Below are 22,115 nucleotides of genomic sequence, written 5' to 3'. Positions count from 1 at the left end.
TGCGGTTTCACTCGGCTTCGTCGCGAGCGCGGGCGAGCACCTCCTCGACGGTGAGCGGGCTGGCCGGATGGTGGGTGAGGCACAACGGAGTGGTGATCCGCTGGAAGCCGAACGCCTCCCCCGACACGTAGAACTGGGCGCGTTCCAGCCGCGAAATGTCGTCGACGGGGCTGCCCTTGGCCCTGGCGAGCTCGTTGGCCGCGGCGATCTGGGCCGGACTGTTGAGCCTGCCGAAGAACTGCGTCATCGCGTTGCCGACGACCTGGTTGTGCAGGCCCTTCGGTGCCTGCGTGGCGAACAGCAGCCCCAGGCCGTACTTCCGGGCCTGGGAGGCGAGAACGATGGTGCTGCGGGTGCTCGCCGTCAGCGTGCCCGAGGCCGCGAGCATCTGCGCCTCGTCCATGACGAAGAGGGCGCCGAGCGGCCGGTCACCCGCCGGATTCCGCTTGGCCCAGGCGAAAAGCTCCATCTGGAGCTGGTTGACGAAGTTCTGCCGCTGCTTTTCCGAAGGCAGCCCGACGAAACTGATGACCGAGACCCGTGCTCGCTTGCCTTCCCCGGGAGCGAGCAGAAGCCCCGGGTCGACGGGCTCGCCACCACCCGCCAAGAGCGGGTCGTTGACCATGGAGGCTTTCAGCAATTCGGCCAGCTCGGCCGCCAGTTTCCTCCCGTTGTTCAAGGTGCTCACCCCGTCGGGCAGGTCTTCGAGCACGCCGATCAGCTCCGGCAGGCTCCGGGAACCGGTACAGGCGTGGTGCACGACGACCTGCCGCAGCACCGCGAGCCCGACGCTGGTCTTCGCCGTGCTCCCGGTCAGCTTCACCTGGGGAGCGAGCGCGGCCACCGCGACCTCGACGGCCGCGTTGAACTCGTCCTCGTCGTCGAGGACACTCGCGAAATCGGGCAACGGCTGGAACGCGAGCGGCCTGCCACCGGCCCGTCCCGGCGTCCACACGACGACGTCGGTCTCGGCCAGGTACCGCTTGGCGAGCTGAGCGTCGTCCGGCCCCCACGCCTCGGGCTGCTCCGGCCAAGCGTCGCCGAGCCGGGCGAGGTCGTTGTTCGGGTCCAGCACGATCGCCGAAACCCCCTGCAGCGCGCACTCCTCCACGATCCGCCGCAGCAGCACCGTTTTCCCGGAACCGGAACCCGCGAAGACCGCGGCGTGTTTCCGCAAGGCGGCCAGTTCGATCCTGACCGGTTCCCCGCTGCCCGTCACGGTCCCGAGGGTGATCTGCCCGTCTGCGGGCGGCGAGGACTCCTCACCGGATCCGGGTCCTGGCCGGAGAACGGGCTCGGGAAGAATGGCCGACAGCAGTTCCGACCGGCCGGCGGGGCGCCGGTCGACGAGCCACTCGTGGAACTCCCGGCTTCCCTCGGCGAACATCTTGTCGAGCGCCCAGAACGTGCGGATGTCCTCATCGGACAGTTCGTGCGACTTTCCACCCTCCTTTTTGAACGCCTTGAGCTCCGCTTGGGTCTTGACCCCTCTCGACCACGCCAGGTTGCGGATCAGGACGAGATGGCGATTCTCCGCGCCCTTGCGCACCCCTGCCGCCGACCGCGCCTTGCGGAACCGGTGCAGCGCGGCGATGGGGTTCGGGGCCGCGATGGCACGGAACGCCCAGTGCTCTTCCAGGTCCGACGCCTCGTCCACCGTGCGGGTGAGCCAAGCGTGCAGTTCGTTCCGGTCGCTCTGGGCGCCGTAGACCCACTCCAGGTTGTCGTCGCCGACCTCGGTGATCCAGCATCTGATCGCCGCCGACAACAGCCTGGGCACCATGTCGTCTTCGTTCTTCGGATCGACCAGCGCCGCCGGATCCGCCGTCGCGCGGTGTTCCTCGAACCGTGCGTCCAGTTCCGCGAACCGGTCGGCGGCCACCACCGGACGGGGTGCCACGGCCTGATGCGCGACGTGCTCGCCGAACGTGGCCAACTCGGTGACCCGGCCTGCGCGGACGCAGGCGTCGATATGCGCCCCGACCCGTTTCAGCAAGTCCCGCGGCGACATCTCCTCCCAGTCCCCCTCGAAGGCGGACGGCGACACCGGCCAGGTGGGATGCGGCGGCACGAACTTCATCGCCTCGTAGGCCACGCCGAGCCGTTTCTCGATCAAGGCCCTGCCGACTTCGGCATCGGTGACGCGGCCGAGGATCAGGGCTTCACGGAAGCGGTCCGGGACGGTGTCGGTGGCCTTCTCCTTGATCAGCTCCCACGTGCTGGGCAGGCAGGCGAGCACCGTCATGGTCCTCCTGGTCACCTCCCGCAGACCCATCAATCCGTCGGCGATCTGCGCGACGAGCAGGTCCTGTTCGTCGCTGTTCCGCACCTGTTGGAAAACGGCCGTGGAACGGGCTACCAGAGTGTCGAGCTGGTCGACGGCGATCACGATCGGGCCGGTGAGCGCGAGCAGCCGCGTCATGTTCTTGACCTGAACCGCCGCGGATTTGGGATCCGACCGGATCCCCCATTTGCGGCGGTCCCCGGATTTCGACTCCGGGAACACGCCGAGGTAGTCGTCGCCGACGTAGTTCTTGTTCTGATCCTCGTTCGCGTAGAGCACCAGAGCCCGTGCTGTATCAGCGCATTCTCTGGCGACGTCTCGATCGAGGGTTCGCAGGGCGTCGACGAACGAGTCGACATCGCCTCGCGAAAGGCCGTGACCGTTCAGGATCTTCTTGGTGACCGTGTCCTCGACACTCGCGCGGAGGCAGACTCTGCGAAGAAAGCTGGTGAGCTGGGGAACGCCGGACCCGTCGAGTCGCGAAAGTCCCCGGCGCATCGCCTCCGCGGTGTTCTCCCAGAACGCGTCGCCCGCCGTGAGGTCGTTGAGGAAGAAGTAGCCTCGGGCCTCGTGCGCCTGCCTGCGGACGAGGCCGAGCAGATGTGTCTTGCCGACGCCCTTCTTCCCTTGGAGGACCAGCCCTATAGGACTCGGGCCGTCACTGGCGACGGCTTCCCTGATCCCCGCGCTGACCTGAGTCAGGACGCCGGTGTGCAGGCCGTCGACGTGGTAGGGCGAATCACGCCATACGTGGTCGGGTGTGTCGGCCCAGTCGAAGCGCAGGGCCGCGAGCGCGGTCAGCTGATCCATCACGGCGCCTCGATCGAGATCAGATGATTGTCCTCACCGCCGATGCGGAGCGCCGCGGCGTGGTCTGCGGCGGTGAGCGCCTTGCGATTCGATTCCGGGACCAAGTGCGCCTGCCCCGAGCGGCTGAGTTCCTTCAGCACCGCATCGACGTCCACAGTGGACGCTTCGCCGAGCATCGGCCTCAACTCCACAAGTGCGACCCAGTCGCGGGGAGTACGGGACAGCTTGCGGTAGGCGATCCGGATCCGGGTCTCGATCTCCTCGGTCGTCAGCTCGACGTCGGGCATGAAGAGGTCGGCGAGCCGGAGCTTCTCCCTGCGGAGGTGTCTGCCGAGTCCGTTGAGCAGGACGTACAAGGCGCTGCCCAGACTGGTCCGGGGCGACGGCGCTTCCTCCACGCTCAGTTCTTCCTCGCACCAAGCCCAGCCGCGCTCGGTCAGCTCGTGGACGTAGGGACGGCCGCGGAGCACGGTGCTGCGCTCGCTGACGACCAGATCGAGCTTGTTGAGCTTGGTCCGATCCACACCGTCGAGCGGGAACCCCACGATCTCCCGGAGTTCCGGGTTGGGCACCTCACGCGCGATCACCATCAGCGCGAGCATCGCCGCGGTCTGCTTCTGCCCCAATTGATCCGTCATCCGTGGTCCTTCCGTACCTGGTTGTTACTGATCGAGAAATCCGCTGAATCCGTGGCGCGTCACCCGCGCCTCGGCGGTCCGCACCGCCCAGTCGATCGCCGCGCGGGTACCGGGCGGGATCACGGCGCGGTGGTTCTGCTCGACTTCGGCCGCCCGGGCCCGTGTCGCCGACATGAGCTCCTCGGCGAGGCCCTGGACCCGTTCCCGCTCCCCCGCGCCGATCGCGACCTGGAGTTCGGCGACGATCTCGTCCACCAATCCCCACATCAGCGGGCGCAGTCGCGCGCGGGCGGCTTGCCGGAGCACGCCGGCGACGTCGAGCTCACCCGGTTCGACGAGCGCCGTCGTCCCGGTGAGCTGGTCCACCAGGTTCCGGGCGATCTCCACCGGGCCGCGGGACGGGCCGAACTCGAGATAGCGCAGGTTGCCGACGTAGCCCGGCAGCGTGTTCGCGTAGGTGCCCTCGGTGAGTACCGGGACGACCCGGCGATCCTGCCCCAGGGTGCGATGCAGGAACAGCTCGACCTCGGCCGACTGCCACCGGCTCACTTCCCTGTCGACGATCAGGCACAGATGCTTCGCGTCGTCCTCGGTCTTTTCCAGCATCGACCGTTCTCCGGACAACGACAGCACCGGCCGGATGCCGAGCTCTATCAGGTATTTCCTGAGGTCGTCGGCGAGATCCATCGTCGTTCTGGTCGTACTGACCCGGACGTCGTAGGTGAACGTGCGTTTCTCCGCGCGGATGGCGGCGACGTAGGCGTCCCGGTTTTCGGCGAGCAGGTCCGTCCGGTCGAAGTCGTGCGCGACGACCGCCGCGACCGTTTCCAGCGCGAAACTGATCTGGTCGGTGCTCGGGCTGATCTCCGTCATCACCGGAAGCTGCTCGCCGAAGGTCCAGAACGAGACGTAAGGCAGCGTCAGGTGACGCGACATCACGTCGGGCGAGACGTCGCGATCGAGCCAGCTGCGAAACAGGTCCTTGGTCTCTTCCAGACAGATGCGCCGCCACTCCTCCGAGCGCGCGTACTCCTCACGGGCGTCGAATCTGGACAGCACCGGGAGGACGGTCAACTGCGGCCGGTCGTAGGGCATGCGGTCGCGAGCGGCGTTGGCACGCGCGGCGATGTCGACAGCGCCCTTCATGCTCTGCACGTTCGCGGTGAAGAGAACGACGAGCCGGTCCGGAAGCTGGGCGGTGCAGATACCCCCGATGTCGGAGATCCCCGTTCGGCTGTCGATGAGGACGTAGTCGTAGGCGGCCGTCCACTGTTCCCGGCATTGTTCGAGGTAGTCGCCGAAACCCTGTTCGTACAGGCCTTCCCAGTCGAGATCCTGCACCCGCCGGACGTAGGTGTCGTCCGCCCGGCCGGCGGTGATGACGTCGAGCTTCACCTTCCCGGTCAGCCGGGTGGTGTGCGCACCGGGGCACAGCCTGCCCTCGCGGAAGTCGTCGATCAGGTCCACGACGCCACCCGACGGAGGCGTGCTCATCATCGGCCGGAAGTAGGTGTCCAAACCGGGCGCTTCGAGATCCCAGTCCAGGCACAACACCCGATATCCCCACCGTGCCAGGAGAACGGCGATATTGGCCAAGGTGAAGCTCCGCCCGACGCCGCCCTTGTAGGAGTAGAAGGTGACCACGGTTCCCGGCATGGTCAGAACCTCGGCAGCTTCGACGGCCTTCGCGGCTCGGGCGCCGGCGTTTCGACCGGCCAGGCGGGAGACCACGACGGGGCTAGCGCGATGATCTCCACCAGTCTCTCGACCAGCCGCCCCATCTCATCGCCGAAGTCGAGGTACTCGGGGGTGTTCTGATATTGCGGATACGGCTTGTTCCAGTTCCGGAAACTGTGCATATGACGCTCGTGGGCATAGCCGGGAAAATTTTCCGAGTCACTGAAGATCACCGGGTAGATCAACCGGACCATCCTCGCCGCACCATCCCTGGCAACGATTTCCTCTCGCTTCGCCATCGTGTGCCATTCGGCGAGGCACCGCTCGTCGCGAAAGTACTTCGGGGAACAGATCGGGATCAGGATGCGAGCACGCTGTAAGACGTCTTGGACCACCTGCAGCCACTTTCCCCCGACAGGAACGTCGTCCTCCAGAAATATCTTGACGTCATAGTCGACATTGTCGTCCAGAAGTCGCTGAAGCCGAGGATGGAAGTGATTCCGCACCCAGTCCGGAGCGTCGCCTCCACCTCGGCGATAGCTGATGAACACGTCGTACTCGTACACGAGCGCCATCGCCCCTTCGCACCCCGATCCGCTTGACAGCCCCGATAGTAGGGGCCTGCGACACCTCCGAAAAAGGTCCAAAAACACGACAAAACATGGACACGGCGGCGCGCACGGGACCGTCCTGGACATCGGCGAGTCCGGAAGAGACAGAAAGAGGACAAGCACTCGACAATGAGTGCGACCGGCCATGCGAGCGTCAAGAATGCGACCACCGGGACGGCCGGTTCCCTTCCACCAGACAGGAGTTTCGATGCCCGACAACGAGGCGCCGCACGTGTTCGTCACTTACGCACATGATTCACCGGAACACAAGGAGCGGGTCCGCCTCTTCGCGGATTTCCTGCACAGTCGGATCGGCCTCGAAGTTCACCTTGATCAATGGGACGACGACGAACGCCGTGACTGGTCGTTGTGGGCGTTGAAGCACCTCGACACGGCGAATTTCGTGGTGGTCGTCGTTTCCCCCGAGTACAAACGCCGCGCCGAGGGAACGGCGGCATTCGACGAAGGACGGGGATCACAGTTCGAAGCGGCCCGGATCCGCGATCGGCTGACCCGGGATCTCGGCGGTGAGATCAAACGAGTGCTCCCGGTCGTGTTCCCCCAGCAGTCCGTCGAGGACATCCCGAACTTCCTCAACCCGTTCTCCACCACGAGGTACCCGGTCGAGTCGTTCACCGAGGAGGGCGTGGAGGACTTGCTGGCCGCGATCACCGGCAGGGCGCGGCACCAGCGTCCCGAACGCGGGCAGTGGCGCGGAGGCGCGGTGAGCGCTTCCGGTCCTCGCCGGACCTCACTGGCGACAGGCCTGGAATGGCGGGCGTGCAGCACCCACGTCCGGACGGAGGGCGCGCGGATCAACGACGTGCACTATGCGGACAGCGTCGTCCTGCGAGCGGCGGACCGGCTCGGCTTCGTCGAAGTGGACCTCGGAATGGCCTATCGGAGGCTGACCGCGGTGGCCGGCGTCCTCGACGACGCCGCCGAGCCCTTCCAGGTAGGACACTTCCGGGTGCTCCTCGACGGGAGACCGTCCCCCGAAGTCAAGGTGGCGCTGGGGAAACCGGCCAAGATCGATATCGGCGTCACCGGTGTGCTGACGCTCCGGCTGGAGTTCCACCGTCCGGGCACCACGGACACCATGTGGCTGCCGGAACTGGCCTGGGGCGACCCTGTCTTGGAGTGATTCAGTCCTGGAATGACTCCCGAGCCCGGCGCGCGGGCGGCTCAGAAGTCGTCGGCCTCCTCCTGCATCAGTTCGCGGAGCTTCACCAACCCCCGATGTTGCTTGACCCGCACGTTCCCCGGTGTCAGCCCGAGCGCGGCCGCGGTCTCGGTGGCCGTCAGTCCGACGACGATCCGCAGGGCGAGCACCTCACGCTGCACCCTCGGGAGCTTGGCGACGAGCCTGCCGAGCCGCGCGCCGAGGTCGACGCCGAGCACGTGGTTCTCCGGCTCGTTGCGGACCGATCCGGCCTCCGGCAGCTCGGCCACGGGGTCGGATCGGTCACGGGACACCATCCGGAAGGCGTCGGCGACCTTGTTGGCCGCGATCGCCCGCACGAGATAGAGGAACGAACCGCCTCGGTCCTCGTACCCCGGCAGCATTTTGAAGACCGCGAGGCACACTTCCTGCGCGACGTCGTCGGCCGACAGGTAGGAAAGGTCGCGGCCGCCCATCCTCGCGCGGCAATAGCGCACCAGGACCGGCTTGACGACGGCCAGTAACGCGTGGACCGCGTCCGGGTCACCGGTCTTCGCCGCCAGGACAAGCGGGTCGAGCACCTCTTTGGTCAGCCGCCCCGACGGGCGCGTCGCGGCCCCCAAAGTGCTGTAGCCCTTGATTTCATCGCCGATCGGGCGAGTGTGGACGGTCGACATCGGATCGACCGTGCCCTTCGCCTCGCTCGCGGTGCTGGTGGCGGTTCCCATGTTCTCTCCCGGGCGTTCACGGTCCGAATGCCCGGTAATCGGAAGACGCGGCGGTGGCGTTGCGGCCCGGGGTTTCTTGTCCTGGTTCTGTCCGTTGCCGAAATACCCGGCAGAACAAGGACAGTTTTCGTTCCGGCGCGATCACCGGTAGCGAAATCGTTTCCTGGATCGATCCTTGCGCAGGCGAACCGACACGACCACTGGGAGAGCGCAGATGACGGATCCCGACCCTGGCCTGTCCGATGCCCACAACACCGATCGCTTCGATGTCTTCTTGTGTTTCACCCGAGCCGATCCTGACGGCACGGCGCGGATGGCCGAGATCGAAGCGGCACTTCGCGACGCGGGGCTTCGCGTGTTCCTTGGCGCCGTCACCGACGAGTTCGCGCCGGTCACCCGCGAACTCGCCGACGTGATCGCCGGATCGCGTGTCGTGCTCGTGTACTACTCCCGTGTCCTCCCTTCCCTCCCTGCCAGCCGATGGGCACTGACCGCCGCTTTCGCCGCCGCCACGCGTCATGGCGATCCGGCCGACCGCGTGCTCGCCATCAACCCGGAAGCCGACGGCAGGCACATCGCACCCGGGGAACTGGCCGACGCGGCGTTCTTCACCGGTCCGGTCACCCCGCGCACCCTGCCCAGCCTGGTCGAGCGAGTCCTGCGCAAAGTGGCCGACGCCGACCGGCCTCTCGGCGCCGGGAACCGGACGCGAGAACGACGGCCCCCGACACGGATCACCGGGCGGTACCGGGAGCTCTGGACTGTCCACAATGGTCTGCGCATCCGGTCGGTCCTGATGGTGCGAGGCCTGCCGGGCGTGGGCAAGACCGCGTTGGCGGAGCAGTACGCCCATCTCTTCCATGACACCTTCGACGGCGGTGTCCTGCGGCTGGGCCCGTTCGGGCACCACGCGCCCGAAGAGATGCTTCCCCAGTTCCATCTCGCGTTGGCCCGAGTGGCCGGGCAACGGCTGGGCGCTGACCTGTCCGGAATGGACTTCGACCGATTGCGCGACCACGTCGCCGCGAAGCTCACCGCGGCCGGGCGCCGGGTCCTCGTCCTCATCGACGACGTTCCGGCAGGGCTCCCCTCGAACGTCCTTGACCGGCTGCTGCTCCCCGCTCCCGAAGTGTCCACGGTCCTCACCGGCCGGGTGGGACGTTCTCCATGGGACGTCGAGGCGCTGGACCTCACCGGGTTGCCGCCGAACGAAGGGCTCCGGCTGTTCGGCGAGTACCGCGCGCCGGCCGACGACGCCGAACGGGACGCGGTGCTCCGTCTCGTCGACCGCTGCGGCGGGCATCCGATCACGCTTCGCGCCGCCGCTTCGGCCGCCCGGCACTGGCCGGGACGGCTCGACGATCTCGCCTTCGCCACCTGCCCGGACACCGCGCCGCGAGCGATCCGTGACCTGCTGGCGGGCTGCGGCCCGGTCGCGGCCGGAATCGTCCGGCTGGGCGGTCTGCTGGCCCCGGTCCCGTTTCCGGTCGAGTTCGCCCGTGATGTTCTCGGATTCGCCGTCGAAGATGATCTCACCGATGCCGTCGACGAGCTGGCGGAACGGGGTTTCGTCTCCCGTGTCGACGGCGGGCTGCGGCTTCAGCCGCTCGTGGCCGAAGTGGCCAAGGCCGGACCCGAGACGGGCGACCTGGCCGAATCCGCGGCGAAAGCCTTGCTAAGGCTTCTCTCCGACGAAATCGTCGAATACCGGGATTTCCTCCTCCAGCATGCTCGGTGTCTCTCCGAACACACCGCCGCACCGCACCGGATCCGGCTGCTGCGCCCGATCGCGGCCACGCACGAAAAGTACGGTGATCCCTTGGCCGCGGGCGAGGTCCACGCCATGATCTTGGCCACCGAGGGGGCCACGAGCACTGACTTCGCGACGGCGGCGCGCGTGGAGATCGCCTGCGGGCTCTACCCGGAGGCCGAGGGGCACGCCCGGCGCGCGCTGCTGCTGGCGGGCACCGACGGCGAGCGGTACGCGGCCGAACTGATCGCCGCACAGGCCTTCGACTGTCAAGGCGACTACGACGCCGGTGATCGGGTGTTCTGGCACAAGTACGACGGCCGGTTCCCGGGCCGGCGGGAAGACCGGTTGCCCGCGGTCGTGGCGAGTGCGCAGGCGCTGCGCCTCCGCGGCCGTCCTCGGGAGTCCGTCGCCACGCTCGACGCGATCCTGCCGGCGCTCCGCGACGCGCCACCTGGCCCCCTGCGCGACGACCTCCTGTCCTCGGCGCTGCTGGAATACGCGCGCGCCCTGCTGCTCGACGACCATCCGAGGCAGGCGGGCCAAGCCGCGGCCGAGGTGGCTGCGGCCTTTCACGCGAACGGACGGGAGCGGCACCCGCGGTGCGCCGAAGCCGAATTGCTGCGAGCCGAGGCGACGGTCAAGCTCGATCTGCGAGACCTTGGCGCGGATCCGGACCTGCATGAGCTGGAAAGACGCTACGGCGCGGAGAGCCCACAGGCCTTGTTCGTCGCGGCCATGGCCGATCGAGCGCTGCTGATACTGGGGCAACCGGAGCAGGCCCTGCGTGCGCTGAGCGCGACCGAGCGGACCGTGCTCCGCGTTCTCGGCGGCGAGCACCCCTTGCTTTACCGGATCAGGCACGGCATGGCCCAGGCCCACGGGCAGTTGCGCGAGTTCGGCCGCCAGGCGGATCTTCTCGAAGAGATCCTCCGGCCACAGATCCGGCTCCTGGGCCTGTCCCATCCGGAAACCCTGGAGAGCAGGCTCGACCTCGGTCTCGCGCTGGCCTTCAGTGGGCGCGACCAGCGCGCCCGGGAACTGGTCGACGGCGCCGCGGACGCCATCCTCGCGGCTCCGGGCATCGCGACCGAACTGTCGGCGAGGGCGATCGCGGCGAAACGGGCGATCCGGCTTTCCCCGCGGGCGCTTCGGTCAGGTAGGTCGTGAGTGGCGCCTGTCAGTTCGCCGAGCCGTGCGAGCCGAGGTCCGGCACCCTCCAGCGCACCCCGTAAGCGAAACCCGGTGCCAGGTCCCGGAACTGGACGTGGACCTCGCCGGTGGCGTCCGGCGTCAGGACGAACCCTCGCGCCGCCTCGTCACTCGCGTCGTCCTGGAAGACCCGCTCCAGTTGCACGACTTCCGCCGGGATCGGCGAGGCGAACCGGACGTGCAGGTCGAACAGTTCGACCGGATGCCGGGGGACGCACACGAAGTGCGGATGCCTGATCTCCGCTCTGAACCGCAAGGCGATTTCGTGCTTACCGTGTCGCCGAAGCGGTTGGGGCAAGCGTAACGCCAGCCCGACGCGATCAGTGGACTCCATCGCTCGCCCCGCCAGCCGCCCGCCGTGGAACACGTCGACCCGGAGATCGTCGGTGCCGATGGCTTCACCTCGATAGACCGAGTCGGTCAGGGTCAAGGCGAGATCCAGTTCGGAGATGTCGTCGGCGTCCGCGACGATCCGGCGGAATTCGAAAGCCTCCGGAATCGGCTGATCGAGCGCCAGCGTGACCCGCAGCTCCTCGGTGTGCCATCTCCTGCTGGGCCGGGTCTTTTCCGCCTCGTCGGATTCGTTTGTGGACGCCACGGCGACCTCGGCGAGCCGATCCATTCCTTCGTCGATACGGCGGCGCGCTGTCCGGTCGTCACGCTGCAGGTATTTGGCCAGCCAGCGCACCCGATCCTGGTAGAAGGGGTTCCCCGCCTCCGGGTGCAGCCCGAACGCGGCCAGCACGGCGGTCTGCAGGTCATCGGGCAGCGAACGAGTCCACTCGGACAGGCAGTCGGTCAGCCTTCTCCGAATCTCCGCGTTTTCGTCTTCTTCGGCCGTACCGCAAACCGCGCGCAGCGCGGGACCGGCCCGTTCGGCGAGCTGCGGCGCCGCGAGTCCCCTGCCCCGTCGAAGCACCTTCAATTCGCCGGCCAGGTCCACAGCACTCACGGTCACGCAGTCCTCCCCTAAATGGTCCGAACACGGTGGTCAATAGTCGTCAGCCCGGCCGCTCGTGTCCAGCCGCGCGCGGCTGTGTATCGCCGATCGTTATTTTGGGTTTTCCTTTCCCACCCATACGGGAAACAGGAAACTCCTTGTCGCTCCCCGACCGGCGACGCATTCTTGGTGAGCCGCCGCAATTCGCGGCGAATAGCACCCCCACCAGCGGTTTTCCCGCGTTGCCCAGTGCTGCCCAGACGTACTTCGAAGGAGTCGGAATGAAGGTCGAGTGCTCGCTTTCACTGCTCTTACGGCTGGCTTTCTGGCTGTGGGTGGTCGCGCTCGTCATCGGGCTGGCACTCGGCTGCGCACAGGGAACCGCGCCCGCGACCCCGGCCGAGTCCGTGGTCGCCACGCACGGAAAGGAGGTGGACTGATCATGCAGACCCACGCCATCGGCCTGATCCTGGCCCTGCTCGGCTTCGTGCTCGGCTGAGGACACGGACGAAAGACGACCATGAAACGCGCGCGCAGCCGGCGGCCGGGTCCGTGGACCCGGCCGCCGGACGGAAACCACTGCCGGGGCACCGTCCACACGGCCATACTGATCCTCCGACGAGGATGGGTGCTGATGAACGAGAGAGCCACGTTCGGAGCGGAACTGAGACGTCGCCGCAAAGCGGCCGGCCTTTCACTCGCCGAACTCGCCGCTCGCACCCACTACAGCAAGGGTTATCTCAGCAAGGTCGAGACCGGGATTTCCGCGCCGAATCCGGCACTCGCCGCTTTGTGCGAAACCGAACTCGGCGCGGAAGGAGAACTGGCCCCGCTGCTTCCGGGCGAACCCGTGCGGCGCCGGGGACGGCCGGACGTCCGGCCGTCCGGGCTACCGCCGGCGACACCCTCCTTCACGGGCCGGGCCGACGAGTTGCGAGCGATCCGCACCGCGCTCGAAGCCGACGGCGGTGTCTGCGTCGTGTCCGGCATGGGCGGCGTCGGAAAGACGGAACTCGCGGTCCGGTGCGCACACCGGCTGGAATCGGGATTCGCCGACGGCTGCCTGTTCATCGACCTGCGCGGCCATGACTCCGGCGAATCCACCGAGGTACACGACAGGTTGTTGCGGGTGCTCGGCGTTCCGGCGGACCGCATCCCCGCCGATCCGGCCGATCGCACGGCGCTGTACCGGTCCCGGCTTCGCGGCCGCAGTCTTCTCTTGGTGTTCGACAACGCGGTCAACGCGGCCCAGGTGCGCCCGCTGCTGCCCGCCGAGCCGAAATGCCGCGTACTGATCACGAGCAGGTCCAGGCTGAGCGCGCTCGACGACGCCGAACACGTCTCCTTGGACATGCTCCCGCTCGCCGCGGCGGTGGACCTTTTCACCACGGTCACCGGTGTTCCCGCCGACGCCACCGTCACCCGGGTGGTCCGGCGCTGTGCCCGGCTCCCCCTCGCGATCCGGATCGCCGCGGCGAGACTTCGCGCCCATCCGGCGTGGGACGTCACGGAACTCGACCGGCGCCTGGACGACGAAACCGCTCGGCTGGGTGAACTGGACGACGGCGAGCGCACCCTCGCCGCCGCGTTCCGGCTGTCCGTACAGCAACTGAGCACCGCCGAGTCGAGACTCTTCGGCCTGCTCACCGTCCACCCCGGAACCGACGTCGACATCCATTCCGCGAGTGCGCTGAGCGCGCTTTCGCTTCGGGAAACCGATCGTTTGCTGGACCGTCTGCACGAAGCCCATTTGATCACCCAACCAGAACCCGACCGATACGGATTCCATGACCTGTTGCGCGCGTTCGCAACCGAATTCGTACTCACCGACGTGGAGGACGGAATGAAAGCGTTCAGCAGGCTCACCGCATTCGCGGTTCGCAGTGCCGCTCAGGCCGACAAGGAACTCACCCCGCACCGCTTCGTCCCGGAGATCACTTTCGACCGGGGAACCCCGGAGCCGGCCCGGCTGGACGACAGCGACATGGCGATGTCCTGGTTTCGCACCGAATGGCCCAGCCTGGTGGCCCTGTGCAGGACAGCGCGGGAACGCGGCGAGCACGACAGGTGCTGGCAGCTCGCCTTCTTCCTGCGCGACTTCTTCTTCGTGGCCAAGCTCTGGGATCCCTGGCTGGAGACCCATCGCTGGGCGCGCGCGTCCGCCGAGGCGATCGGGGACACCTGGGCGCTCGCCACCACCACGGCCAACCTGGGGGTCGCGCACGTCGATCGCGGCGACCTGGACGAAGCGTCGGAGTGTTACGGCGAAGCGCTCGCGCTGTTCCGGCGTATCGGCGACGGTCACGGTGAAACCACGACGCTGGCGCACAGCGGCTGGGCCGAGCATTACCGGGGCAACCACGACGGCGCGCTCCGGGATCTCAGGCAGGCGCACACGTTCTACGCCCGTGACGGCAACCGCCGCAACGCCGCGATCACCGGCCGCGGGATCGCGCTGGTGCTGACCGCGATCGGGCAGCCCGCCGAAGCCGCCGCGCTCGCCATCGAGACGCTGTCCGTCTTCGACGAACTCGGCTTGGATCTCGACGCCGCGATGGCGCTCAACTGCATCGGCTGGGCCTGGTACCACGCGGAGCGTCACGACCTCGCCGCCCAGGCCTATCGTGCCGCCGCGGACCGCGCCGAAGCCTGCGGCAGCCACTACGAAACCGCGCGCGCTTACACCGGCCTCGGCAATGTCGCGGCGGCTGAAGGCTCCGCCGCGCTGGCGGACGAACTGTGGGATCGAGCCGACGAAATCCACCCCGACCTCGATGAGGTCATGGTCGGCGAGACCAGGGCACGCCTGGCGCGCACGTGATGACGGGCCCGTGACCAGCCGGGCACCGCTCATCCGGCGAGTCGGGTCGCGGGGCTGCTACGGTTGTTCCCGTCGCGGTTCAGACACCAGCCGCCGGGTCCCTTCTCACGGGTCCGGCATGTCCACCGGGCAGCAGCCGGTCCCTCGTACCGGCAAGGAGTCAAACTTGACCGACTACCGCGCTCACGCTTCTGATCCGCCCCGCTCGGCACGGAGATTCGTGTCCCCGCTGGACATCTCGATCACCACGTCCGCCACCGAGACGGTCGTCACCGTATCCGGTGAAATCGATCTCGCCGTGTCGGACGGCCTGCGGCAGGCTCTGGAAGAAGAACTCAGGTTCACCCCCGCGGCGCTGATCGCGGACCTGTCCGCGGTGAGCTTCTGCGATTCGTCCGGTTTCACCGCCCTCGTGCAGATCCGCGCGAAGGCCGAAGAATCGGGTGTCCCGTTCATCATCGTCACCCAGGAGCGGGCCCTGCTGCGCCCGATGTCGCTGCTCGGCCTCGACTCCGTCTTCACCGTGCACCCGACCCTCGATTCAGCACGGGACGCGCTCGTACGCTGACCAGCACGGCTGTCATGATGGGCGGTTGTGACGGGTGACAAGGATCCGGGGTTCCGCTTCGGCGGACGTCCACTGGCGCAACGACTGACCGAGGTCCTGCCGTCGCTCGCGAAGACGGTCCTGTCCGAGATCGTCTCCAGAATCCCGGAGTACGGCCTGCTCCCCGCCGAGGAGCTCAGCGGCGACATCACGCACGTGATCGAGCAGAACCTGCGGTCGTTCATCGACACCCTCCGCACCGGGGCGACGCCGTCGCAGGAGGAACTCGACTTCCTCCGCGAATCGGCCGCCCGGCGCGCGGAAGAGGGCATCCCGATCGACATCGTGCTCACCGCGTACCACATCGGTATCCAGGTGGTCTGGGCGTCGCTGACCCCGGACGCGCGCCCGGAGGAGGTCGCCGACGTCCTGGCCGTCAACGCGCTGACCCTGCGTTACCTCGAGGTGGTCACCCCCGCGGTCGGCGCGGGTTACCTCGACGAGCGGCAGACGATGTTCGACGACGAGCGTTCGGCTCGGCACACGGTGCTTTCCGCCCTGCTCGACGGCGACCCCGCGGACGTCGCGGCCGGGCAGGCGGGCCTGCGCCTGCCGCCGTGCTACATCGTCCTCGCGGCGTCGGTCGGGGCACATCCGGACGAGGAGGCCAACGGGGTCGACCCGCTGGTCGCCGGCCGCCGGAAACTCCGGCGGCTCCGGGTCGAACTGGAGCGGCAGATCCGGGGCACGGTGTTGACCTCGTTCACCCCCGAGGGCGGTATCGCCTTGCTGCCGCACGAAACCGCGGCCGACGAACTGTCCACACGCGACTGGGCACGACTGGAGCGGGTCCTCGCCGACGTCGCCCGCACGGCGGGCGCGGAGGTCATCGCCGGGACCGCCGCGGCCGAACCGTCCGGCGTGCCCGCCGCGGCGAGGCTCGCGCAGGACGTGCTCGCGGTCGCCGCCGGATCCGGGCGGCCGCCCGGGCTCTACCGGCTCGACGACGTCCTGCTCGAATACCAGCTTTCCCGTCCCGGTCCGGCCCTCGACCGGCTGGCCACCCGGCTGGCGCCCCTGGACGGCAACGAAGAACTCCTGCAGACACTGGAGACCTTCCTCCGCCGTGGCGGGCGACGGCAGACCGCCGCCGCCCTGCACGTCCATCCCAACACCGTCGACTACCGGCTGCGCCGGATCGCCGATCTCACCGGGCTGGATCCGACCCGGCTCGAACACATCGCCTTGCTGAACGCGGCCCTTTCGGCCCGCGCCGCCCACGGCCGCCCCTTGTGACGTTTCACCAGGGCAGCTACAGGACGTGCAGGCCTTCACCGTCGTAGAGGTCGAGCATCCGGCGGGCGGAATGGCACTCGCCGGGGAAGATGAACAAGAGCGTGCCCGTGTCGTCGGCCAGCAACTGCGCCCGTTCGAGCACCCGGATGCCCGTCGCGCCGAAGAAGTCGAGTTCGGACAGGTTGACGATCAAGGTGGCGCCGCGGCCGTGGAGCCGCTGGCTCAGCATGTCCCACAACCGGGGCCCGGTACCGAGGTCGACCTCGCCGTTCACCTTGACGACGGCGGTCCCCGTGGTCGGCCTGCTCACATGCAGTTGGAGACGTCCCCGTGGCTCTTCGAGCGCCCGATGTTCGGAGGACGCTGAGAAGGCGCGCTTCTTGTCAAGCGCGCGGGGCGTCGACAGGGAAGTCATATGTGGAAGTACCCCGGCACGGGGTGCCACGAAACCGGCCGGGGAACATCGGTGGCTTGAAGACCCCCGAAAGCGGGTATCACCGACAAGTCGGAGGTGATGCCCCATGTCCGCCGGACGCACTCGCCCGGGACCGGTCGTGACCGGTTTCGATGGATCGCCGGAAGCCCGTCGCGCCGTGCGCTGGGCGGCCGCCGAAGCGAAAGCACGCGGCCTCGGCCTGGTCCTCGTGTACGCCGACGAGGCCGCCGAAGTGGAGCACGCACGCGAACAGCTCGCTTCGATGACGGAGGCTTTGGAACGCTCCGACCCCGCTCTCGACGTCCGCACGGTCGTCCGTGACGGCACTCCGGACCAGGTCCTGACCACGGTCGCCGACGAGGCGGACGCGGCGATGATCGTGCTGGGCGAATCCCACACCGGGTTGTTCACCAGGGCCGTCCTCGGCTCGACGGAATCCGGCGTGACCAAGACCGCCGGACGTCCGGTCGTGGTCGTCCGCGGGGAGGAGCCGCCCCCGGGCGGACCGGTGATCCTCGGGACCGACGGCTCGGAGCAGAGCGCGCAGGCGGCGGGCTTCGCGTTCGACTTCGCGGCACGTCACGGCCTCACCGTGCACGCGGTCCACGTCGCGCGGATGCCGATCTGGGGTCCCGCGAGCGAACCTCTGCTCGGCGGGCCGGTACTGGATCCGGCGCCTGGTCTCCCCCAAGAGATCGCCGACGAACTCGTCGCCAGGCAGCTCAAGCCGTGGCAGGAGCGCTATCCGGACGTCGCCGTGGAGACGGTGCACGGAGTGGGGCCCGCCGCGCAGGCGTTGACCGTGCAGTCCAGCGAGGCCGCGCTGCTGGTCCTCGGCCGGAGCGATCACGGGGATCTCCGGCGTCTGCTGCTGGGTTCGATCAGCGACGACGCGCTGCACCACGCGCACTGCCCCGTGGCGGTGGTCCGCGCGCAGCCGGTCAGCTGACGGCGAATATCACGGGGAAGCCAGTTCTCCGAGCATCCGCTGCGAAGCGCGCAGCTCCGCGGCCATCAGCAGACCGCCCTCGCGGGCCTCGGCGAGCGAGTGACCGACGTCGGCGACCTTGGCCCAAGCCTCCGTTGCCGTGTCACCCGCGCCGACCTGGCCCGCCAGCAGGCTTTCTTCGAGCTGTCCCTGCAAACCCGGCAGGACATGAGCGAGGTCGTCGGCGAGTTGCTGCAACGCCCCGATGGTCCGGCGGAGGTCGGCGGGCGAGGTCGGCTCGTCGTCCCGCATCCGGCGGTACAGGCGGCGCACGACGCTTCCGGCCTGCGCGGCCAGCAGGTACGACGGCTCTTCCGGCTTCGGTCTCATGCCCCGAAGTACCCCGTCCTCGACCTGCGAAACCCAGTTTGTGCCCGAAGAAGCGGGGGTATCAGCGGTTGTGAACGACAACGTGCTCACCTTCGGGGTCGAGGAAGAGTTCTTCGTGGTGGACCGGGACGGGCACCTTTCCTCGGCGGGCGACGCCGTCGTCGACGCCGCGGACGAGGAGCAAGGCGAACTCCAGCAGGAACTCACCCGCTCCCAGGCAGAATCGGCCACCGGCATCTGCACGACACACGACGAGGCCGAGCGCCAGCTGACAACGCTGCGGGGTGAGCTGGCCCTGGCCGCCACCCGGCGGGATTGCCGCCTGCTGCCCGGCGGCTGCCCGCCGTCCGCGGAAACGACTTTGCCGGCCATCACGCCGAATCCGCGGTACGAGCGGATGGCCGAGCATTTCGGGGCGACCGCGCGGACGTCGCACACCTGCGGCTGTCACGTCCACATAGCCATCCCCGACCGGGAAACCGGGATCCGGGTGATCGATCACGTCCGGCCCTTCCTGCCCGTGCTGCTGACCATGACCGCCAATTCCGCGATCTGCGACGGCTACGACACCGGGTACGCGAGCTGGCGCTACCAGCAGTGGAGCCGCTGGCCTTCGGCCGGTTCGCCGCCACTGTTCACCTCGCTGGACCACTACGAAAGCGTTGTAGAAGGCTGGCTCCGTGCGGGCGCCATCCTCGATCGGGCGATGATCTATTGGGACGTAAGGCTTTCCGAGAAGCAGCCGACCGTGGAGTTCCGGTTCGCCGACGTCGCGGCCACTCCCGGCGAAGCGGTTCTGTTCGCGATGCTGATCCGAGGACTGGCCGGCACCATCCTCGGCTCGACGGGAAGCCCCGCGAAGCTGTCCAACGAGGTTCTGCGGGCGCAGATCTGGCGTGCGTCGCGGGAAGGGTTCTCCGGGCGCTGCCCGCATTTCCGGACCGGTGACCTCGCCCCGGCGACCGACGTGCTCGACGACGTCGTCAGCTTCGCGGCCGGTGCCCTCGAAGAGACCGGCGACCTCGATTTCGTCCGCGACGGCTGCGCCCGGCTGGCCGCCGGAGGCTGCGGGGCCGACCGCCAACGGGCGCGGTTCGAGAAACGACAACGCGCGGAAGACGTCGTGGACCTGCTGGCCGAACGCCCTTGGAAGCGGTGACCGACGCGCCGACGTCCCTGCTTCGCCGGGGCTGCCCGCGCCGGTCCACCTCACGGCCGGCGGACGTACAACCTCGCTGCACCGGCCGTTGCCCTCCGGTTACCCACTGGCGAGGGATCTACACCGGCGTTCACGAGCGAGCGAACGCGGTTTCCCCGGCTCACCGTCCGGGTAGCCCGCCGGCATGACCAAGCAGCCGTTGAAAGCCCTCGCACTGGTGTGCTCGCTGAAACCGTCACCAGCACCTTCGAGCAGCGCGCTGATCGCCCGGCAGCTGCTCGACAAGCTGGCCGAGCACGGCGCCACCGGCGAACTCGTGCGCGTGGTCGACCACGACGTCAAACCCGGCGTGGACGCCGACATGGGCGATGGCGACGCCTGGCCCGAGATCCGACGCAAGATCCACGCCGCCGACATCCTGCTGATCTCGACCCCCACCTGGGTCGGCCACATGTCCAGTGTGGCCCAGCGCGTCCTGGAACGGCTCGACGCCGAACTGTCCGAAACGGACGGCGAAGGCAGGCCCACGACGTTCGGCAAGATCGGCGTCACCGCCGTGGTCGGCAACGAGGACGGCGCGCACAAGATCACCGCGGACCTGTTCCAGGCCCTCAACGACATCGGCTTCACGGTGCCGGCCCAGGGCGGGACCTACTGGAACGGTGAGGCGATGAAAGGCGGCGACTACAACGACCTCGAAGAAACGCCGGAAGCGGTCGAATCAACGAATTCGACTCTCGCGGCCAACGCCGTCCACCTGGCGAATCTGTTGCGGGAGAACCAGTACCCCGCGTCATGATCGTCAAGGCGCTGGTATTCGGTGCTTGCCAGCTGCTCACCGGCTGTACCGGAGGTCTACGACTGCGAGGTTCGTCGTGGCCGTCCTCGGCTGTTGCGTCCTACTGGGCCTGTTGCGCCGGTGAGGGGGCGGATGATGCGACGCTTTCTTCGGGACAACGGCCTCTCGCTGGGCCTCGGTCTGCTGTTCCTGCTGAGTCTCGTGGGACAGGCGCTGTCCGGTCTGGCCGACTACAACGACGGGCGGCTCGACTACCTGACCTCCGCGGCTTTCGCCGTCGACGTCGCCGAAAACCGGCAATCGGAATTCCTCGCCATCGGTTCCATGGCGGTGTTCAGCGTGTACCTGCGCCAGCGTGGTTCCCCGGAACCGAACCCGTTGGCGCACCGCATCGGGCCACCGCCGAATCCGGGTGATTGAACCGCGGACGGCGGGTACTCGGGGGATGTCGAACTGATGTCGAGGACAGGAGTCGTCCATGACCACCACCACGAAACACGACCTCGTCTCGGTGATCACCGAGGATCACCGCGCCTTCGAACGGATCTTCAAGGAACTCGAGTCCGGCAAGGGCGGTGACCGGCACCGCAAGGACCTCGTGGACCACGTGATCGCCGAACTCGTCCGGCATTCGGTGGCGGAGGAACAGCACATGTACCCCGCGGCGCGGAAGCACCTTCCCGACGGCGACGACGTCGTCGGCCACGAGCTTGAGGAACACGCCGAAGCCGAGCGGGTGATGAGCGACCTCATCGGCCTGGAACCGAAGGACAAACGGTTCGACGAGCTGGTCGGCAAGCTGATCGAGGACGTCCGGCACCACATCGAAGAGGAAGAAAGCGATCTGCTGCCGAAGCTGCAGGCGGCCTGTTCACCGGAAGACCTGCGGGAGCTGGGCGAGCAGGTGTTGCGGGCCAAGGAGATCGCGCCGACCCGGCCGCATCCCGCCGCTCCGGACCAGCCGCCGGCGAACCGGATCCTGGCGCCGGGAACGGCGTTCATCGACAAGATCCGGGACGCACTGGAAGGCCGCGCCACCTGATCTCCCGTGAAGGCCCCCTTCCCTCGGCTGAGCCGAGGGAAGGGGCCTTCACGCGCTCCCGGCAAGCTTCAGAGCTCGGCGGGGACATCCCGTACGGAGGATTCGGGCAGCTCCCCGGTGAGCGCGAAATCGACCCTCCGGGCGACGGAGACGACCTGGTCGGCGAAGCGCTCATAGAACCGCGCCAGCAGCGCCACCGAGATCGCGGGTGCGACGCCGTCGGTCCAGTCCGGGCCGGTGACCAGCGTCAACAGCTCCTCGTACAGTGCGTCGACGCGCTCATCGGTTCGGGCGAGCGAGTGGAACACCTCGGCCGTCGGTCCCTCGATCGCCGCGCCGAGGTCTTCCGCCATCGAGCGGACCAGTCCGGCCATCTCACCGAAACGCCCGGTCAGCGCGTCGGGGACGGCGAACTCGGGCTCTCGCGCGGCTTGGTCGGCGATGTGCTGGGCCAGGTCGCCCATGCGCTCCAGCCTGTCCGCGCAGAACACCGCCGCGAGCACGGTCCGCAGATCCCCCGCGACCGGCGCCTGCAGCGCGAGCAGCTTCTGCGCGGTCTCCTCGCATTCGGTCCGGGCCGCGTTCAGCTTCGCCTCGACCGTCGCCAGCTCGACGGCGGCCTCGGCGTCCCTGTCGAGAAAGACCCGGTTGGCCAGGCGCAGCTCCTCACACGCCATGCCGCACATGGTCGACAGAAGCTCGCCGAGGACGCTCAGTTCACCCTGGAATCGTTCCCTCATGTGAGCACCTTCTCGGCTTCGAGCACCACGATCCTGTTGTCGTCGCTGATCATAGCTACGGTTACCCGCCGCCGCTCCGGCTCAATCGGCGTCGCCGTCGGCTTCAAAGCAGGATCGTGCTGGAGGCCCCTTCCCCAAGTACATG

20 protein-coding genes are annotated in these 22,115 nt (G+C 68.1%); 11 read left to right on the top strand and 9 right to left on the bottom strand.

Annotated elements, in window-relative coordinates; genetic code table 11:
* Positions 1 to 7: 7 nt before the first annotated feature.
* The 4 genes from ACZ6YV_RS39835 to ACZ6YV_RS39820 are packed head-to-tail and all read right to left on the bottom strand — an operon-like array spanning position 8 to position 5,984.
* A complete protein-coding gene (locus ACZ6YV_RS39835; protein WP_465514567.1) occupies positions 8 to 3,094 on the bottom strand; it encodes an ATP-binding protein in 3,087 nt (1,028 codons plus the stop codon).
* Positions 3,094 to 3,732: a hypothetical protein gene (locus tag ACZ6YV_RS39830; RefSeq protein WP_465514566.1), complete on the bottom strand. Its 639-nt coding sequence runs from the start codon at positions 3,730 to 3,732 to the stop codon at positions 3,094 to 3,096. The genes ACZ6YV_RS39835 and ACZ6YV_RS39830 overlap by 1 nt, the downstream gene beginning before the upstream one ends.
* Before the next feature lie 24 nt (positions 3,733 to 3,756).
* A complete protein-coding gene (locus ACZ6YV_RS39825) occupies positions 3,757 to 5,388 on the bottom strand; it encodes a tyrosine-protein kinase family protein (RefSeq protein ID WP_465514565.1) in 1,632 nt (543 codons plus the stop codon).
* Between the two features lie 2 nt (positions 5,389 to 5,390).
* On the bottom strand, positions 5,391 to 5,984 hold the full coding sequence (locus ACZ6YV_RS39820) for a toll/interleukin-1 receptor domain-containing protein (protein ID WP_465514564.1): 594 nt from the start codon (positions 5,982 to 5,984) through the stop codon (positions 5,391 to 5,393).
* Between the two features lie 244 nt (positions 5,985 to 6,228).
* Between ACZ6YV_RS39820 and ACZ6YV_RS39815 the strand changes: the two genes are divergently transcribed.
* Complete coding sequence (locus ACZ6YV_RS39815) at positions 6,229 to 7,164, top strand: SEFIR domain-containing protein (protein WP_465514563.1); 936 nt, start codon at positions 6,229 to 6,231, stop codon at positions 7,162 to 7,164.
* A 41-nt stretch (positions 7,165 to 7,205) separates the two neighbouring features.
* Here the strand turns inward: ACZ6YV_RS39815 and shbA are convergent, their stop codons facing one another.
* A complete protein-coding gene (shbA, locus tag ACZ6YV_RS39810) occupies positions 7,206 to 7,859 on the bottom strand; it encodes an RNA polymerase sigma factor ShbA (protein ID WP_465514608.1) in 654 nt (217 codons plus the stop codon).
* 265 nt (positions 7,860 to 8,124) lie between these two features.
* Here shbA and ACZ6YV_RS39805 point away from each other — a divergent pair, with 265 nt between their 5' ends.
* Complete coding sequence (locus tag ACZ6YV_RS39805; protein WP_465514562.1) at positions 8,125 to 10,830, top strand: hypothetical protein; 2,706 nt, start codon at positions 8,125 to 8,127, stop codon at positions 10,828 to 10,830.
* Between the two features lie 10 nt (positions 10,831 to 10,840).
* On the opposite strand, the gene ACZ6YV_RS39800 is transcribed toward ACZ6YV_RS39805, so the two are convergent.
* Entirely contained in the window at positions 10,841 to 11,830 is a 990-nt protein-coding gene (locus ACZ6YV_RS39800; protein WP_465514561.1) for a hypothetical protein, read from the bottom strand.
* Positions 11,831 to 12,093: 263 nt separating this feature from the next.
* Between ACZ6YV_RS39800 and ACZ6YV_RS39795 the strand changes: the two genes are divergently transcribed.
* The 4 genes from ACZ6YV_RS39795 (at position 12,094) to ACZ6YV_RS39780 (ending at position 16,476) form a co-directional block, all read left to right on the top strand.
* The gene (locus tag ACZ6YV_RS39795) at positions 12,094 to 12,252 is read left to right on the top strand and encodes a hypothetical protein (RefSeq protein ID WP_465514560.1); all 159 of its coding nucleotides are present in this window, start codon (positions 12,094 to 12,096) and stop codon (positions 12,250 to 12,252) included.
* 194 nt (positions 12,253 to 12,446) lie between these two features.
* Complete coding sequence (locus ACZ6YV_RS39790; RefSeq protein WP_465514559.1) at positions 12,447 to 14,633, top strand: ATP-binding protein; 2,187 nt, start codon at positions 12,447 to 12,449, stop codon at positions 14,631 to 14,633.
* A 220-nt stretch (positions 14,634 to 14,853) separates the two neighbouring features.
* Positions 14,854 to 15,201 (top strand): STAS domain-containing protein, encoded by a 348-nt coding sequence (locus ACZ6YV_RS39785; RefSeq protein ID WP_465514558.1) that lies wholly within the window; start codon positions 14,854 to 14,856, stop codon positions 15,199 to 15,201.
* Positions 15,202 to 15,228: 27 nt separating this feature from the next.
* Positions 15,229 to 16,476, top strand: a complete 1,248-nt coding sequence (locus tag ACZ6YV_RS39780) for a PucR family transcriptional regulator (RefSeq protein ID WP_465514557.1) — start codon at positions 15,229 to 15,231, stop codon at positions 16,474 to 16,476.
* Positions 16,477 to 16,492: 16 nt separating this feature from the next.
* Here ACZ6YV_RS39780 and ACZ6YV_RS39775 read toward each other — a convergent pair whose 3' ends face one another.
* Positions 16,493 to 16,786, bottom strand: a complete 294-nt coding sequence (locus tag ACZ6YV_RS39775) for an STAS domain-containing protein (RefSeq protein WP_465514556.1) — start codon at positions 16,784 to 16,786, stop codon at positions 16,493 to 16,495.
* A gap of 244 nt (positions 16,787 to 17,030) precedes the next feature.
* Here ACZ6YV_RS39775 and ACZ6YV_RS39770 point away from each other — a divergent pair, with 244 nt between their 5' ends.
* Positions 17,031 to 17,861, top strand: a complete 831-nt coding sequence (locus ACZ6YV_RS39770; RefSeq protein ID WP_465514555.1) for a universal stress protein — start codon at positions 17,031 to 17,033, stop codon at positions 17,859 to 17,861.
* 9 nt (positions 17,862 to 17,870) lie between these two features.
* On the opposite strand, the gene ACZ6YV_RS39765 is transcribed toward ACZ6YV_RS39770, so the two are convergent.
* A complete protein-coding gene (locus ACZ6YV_RS39765) occupies positions 17,871 to 18,230 on the bottom strand; it encodes a hypothetical protein (protein ID WP_465514554.1) in 360 nt (119 codons plus the stop codon).
* Between the two features lie 70 nt (positions 18,231 to 18,300).
* Between ACZ6YV_RS39765 and ACZ6YV_RS39760 the strand changes: the two genes are divergently transcribed.
* From ACZ6YV_RS39760 to ACZ6YV_RS39745, 4 genes are all read left to right on the top strand, one after another.
* A complete protein-coding gene (locus tag ACZ6YV_RS39760; RefSeq protein WP_465514553.1) occupies positions 18,301 to 19,389 on the top strand; it encodes a carboxylate-amine ligase in 1,089 nt (362 codons plus the stop codon).
* A 184-nt stretch (positions 19,390 to 19,573) separates the two neighbouring features.
* Positions 19,574 to 20,188 (top strand): flavodoxin family protein, encoded by a 615-nt coding sequence (locus ACZ6YV_RS39755; RefSeq protein ID WP_465514552.1) that lies wholly within the window; start codon positions 19,574 to 19,576, stop codon positions 20,186 to 20,188.
* A 135-nt stretch (positions 20,189 to 20,323) separates the two neighbouring features.
* Positions 20,324 to 20,608 carry a DUF6766 family protein gene (locus tag ACZ6YV_RS39750; RefSeq protein ID WP_465514551.1) on the top strand — a complete coding sequence of 95 codons (285 nt, stop codon included), beginning with the start codon at positions 20,324 to 20,326 and terminating at the stop codon, positions 20,606 to 20,608.
* A 58-nt stretch (positions 20,609 to 20,666) separates the two neighbouring features.
* The gene (locus tag ACZ6YV_RS39745) at positions 20,667 to 21,230 is read left to right on the top strand and encodes a hemerythrin domain-containing protein (protein ID WP_465514550.1); all 564 of its coding nucleotides are present in this window, start codon (positions 20,667 to 20,669) and stop codon (positions 21,228 to 21,230) included.
* Between the two features lie 68 nt (positions 21,231 to 21,298).
* Here ACZ6YV_RS39745 and ACZ6YV_RS39740 read toward each other — a convergent pair whose 3' ends face one another.
* Positions 21,299 to 21,970: a phosphate signaling complex PhoU family protein gene (locus ACZ6YV_RS39740; RefSeq protein ID WP_465514549.1), complete on the bottom strand. Its 672-nt coding sequence runs from the start codon at positions 21,968 to 21,970 to the stop codon at positions 21,299 to 21,301.
* Positions 21,971 to 22,115: the final 145 nt, after the last annotated feature.

Source organism: Amycolatopsis sp. NPDC102522, assembly GCF_055584485.1.
The sequence above is the reverse complement of the archived record's forward strand: the minus strand, read 5'-3'. Positions and strand labels throughout refer to the sequence as shown.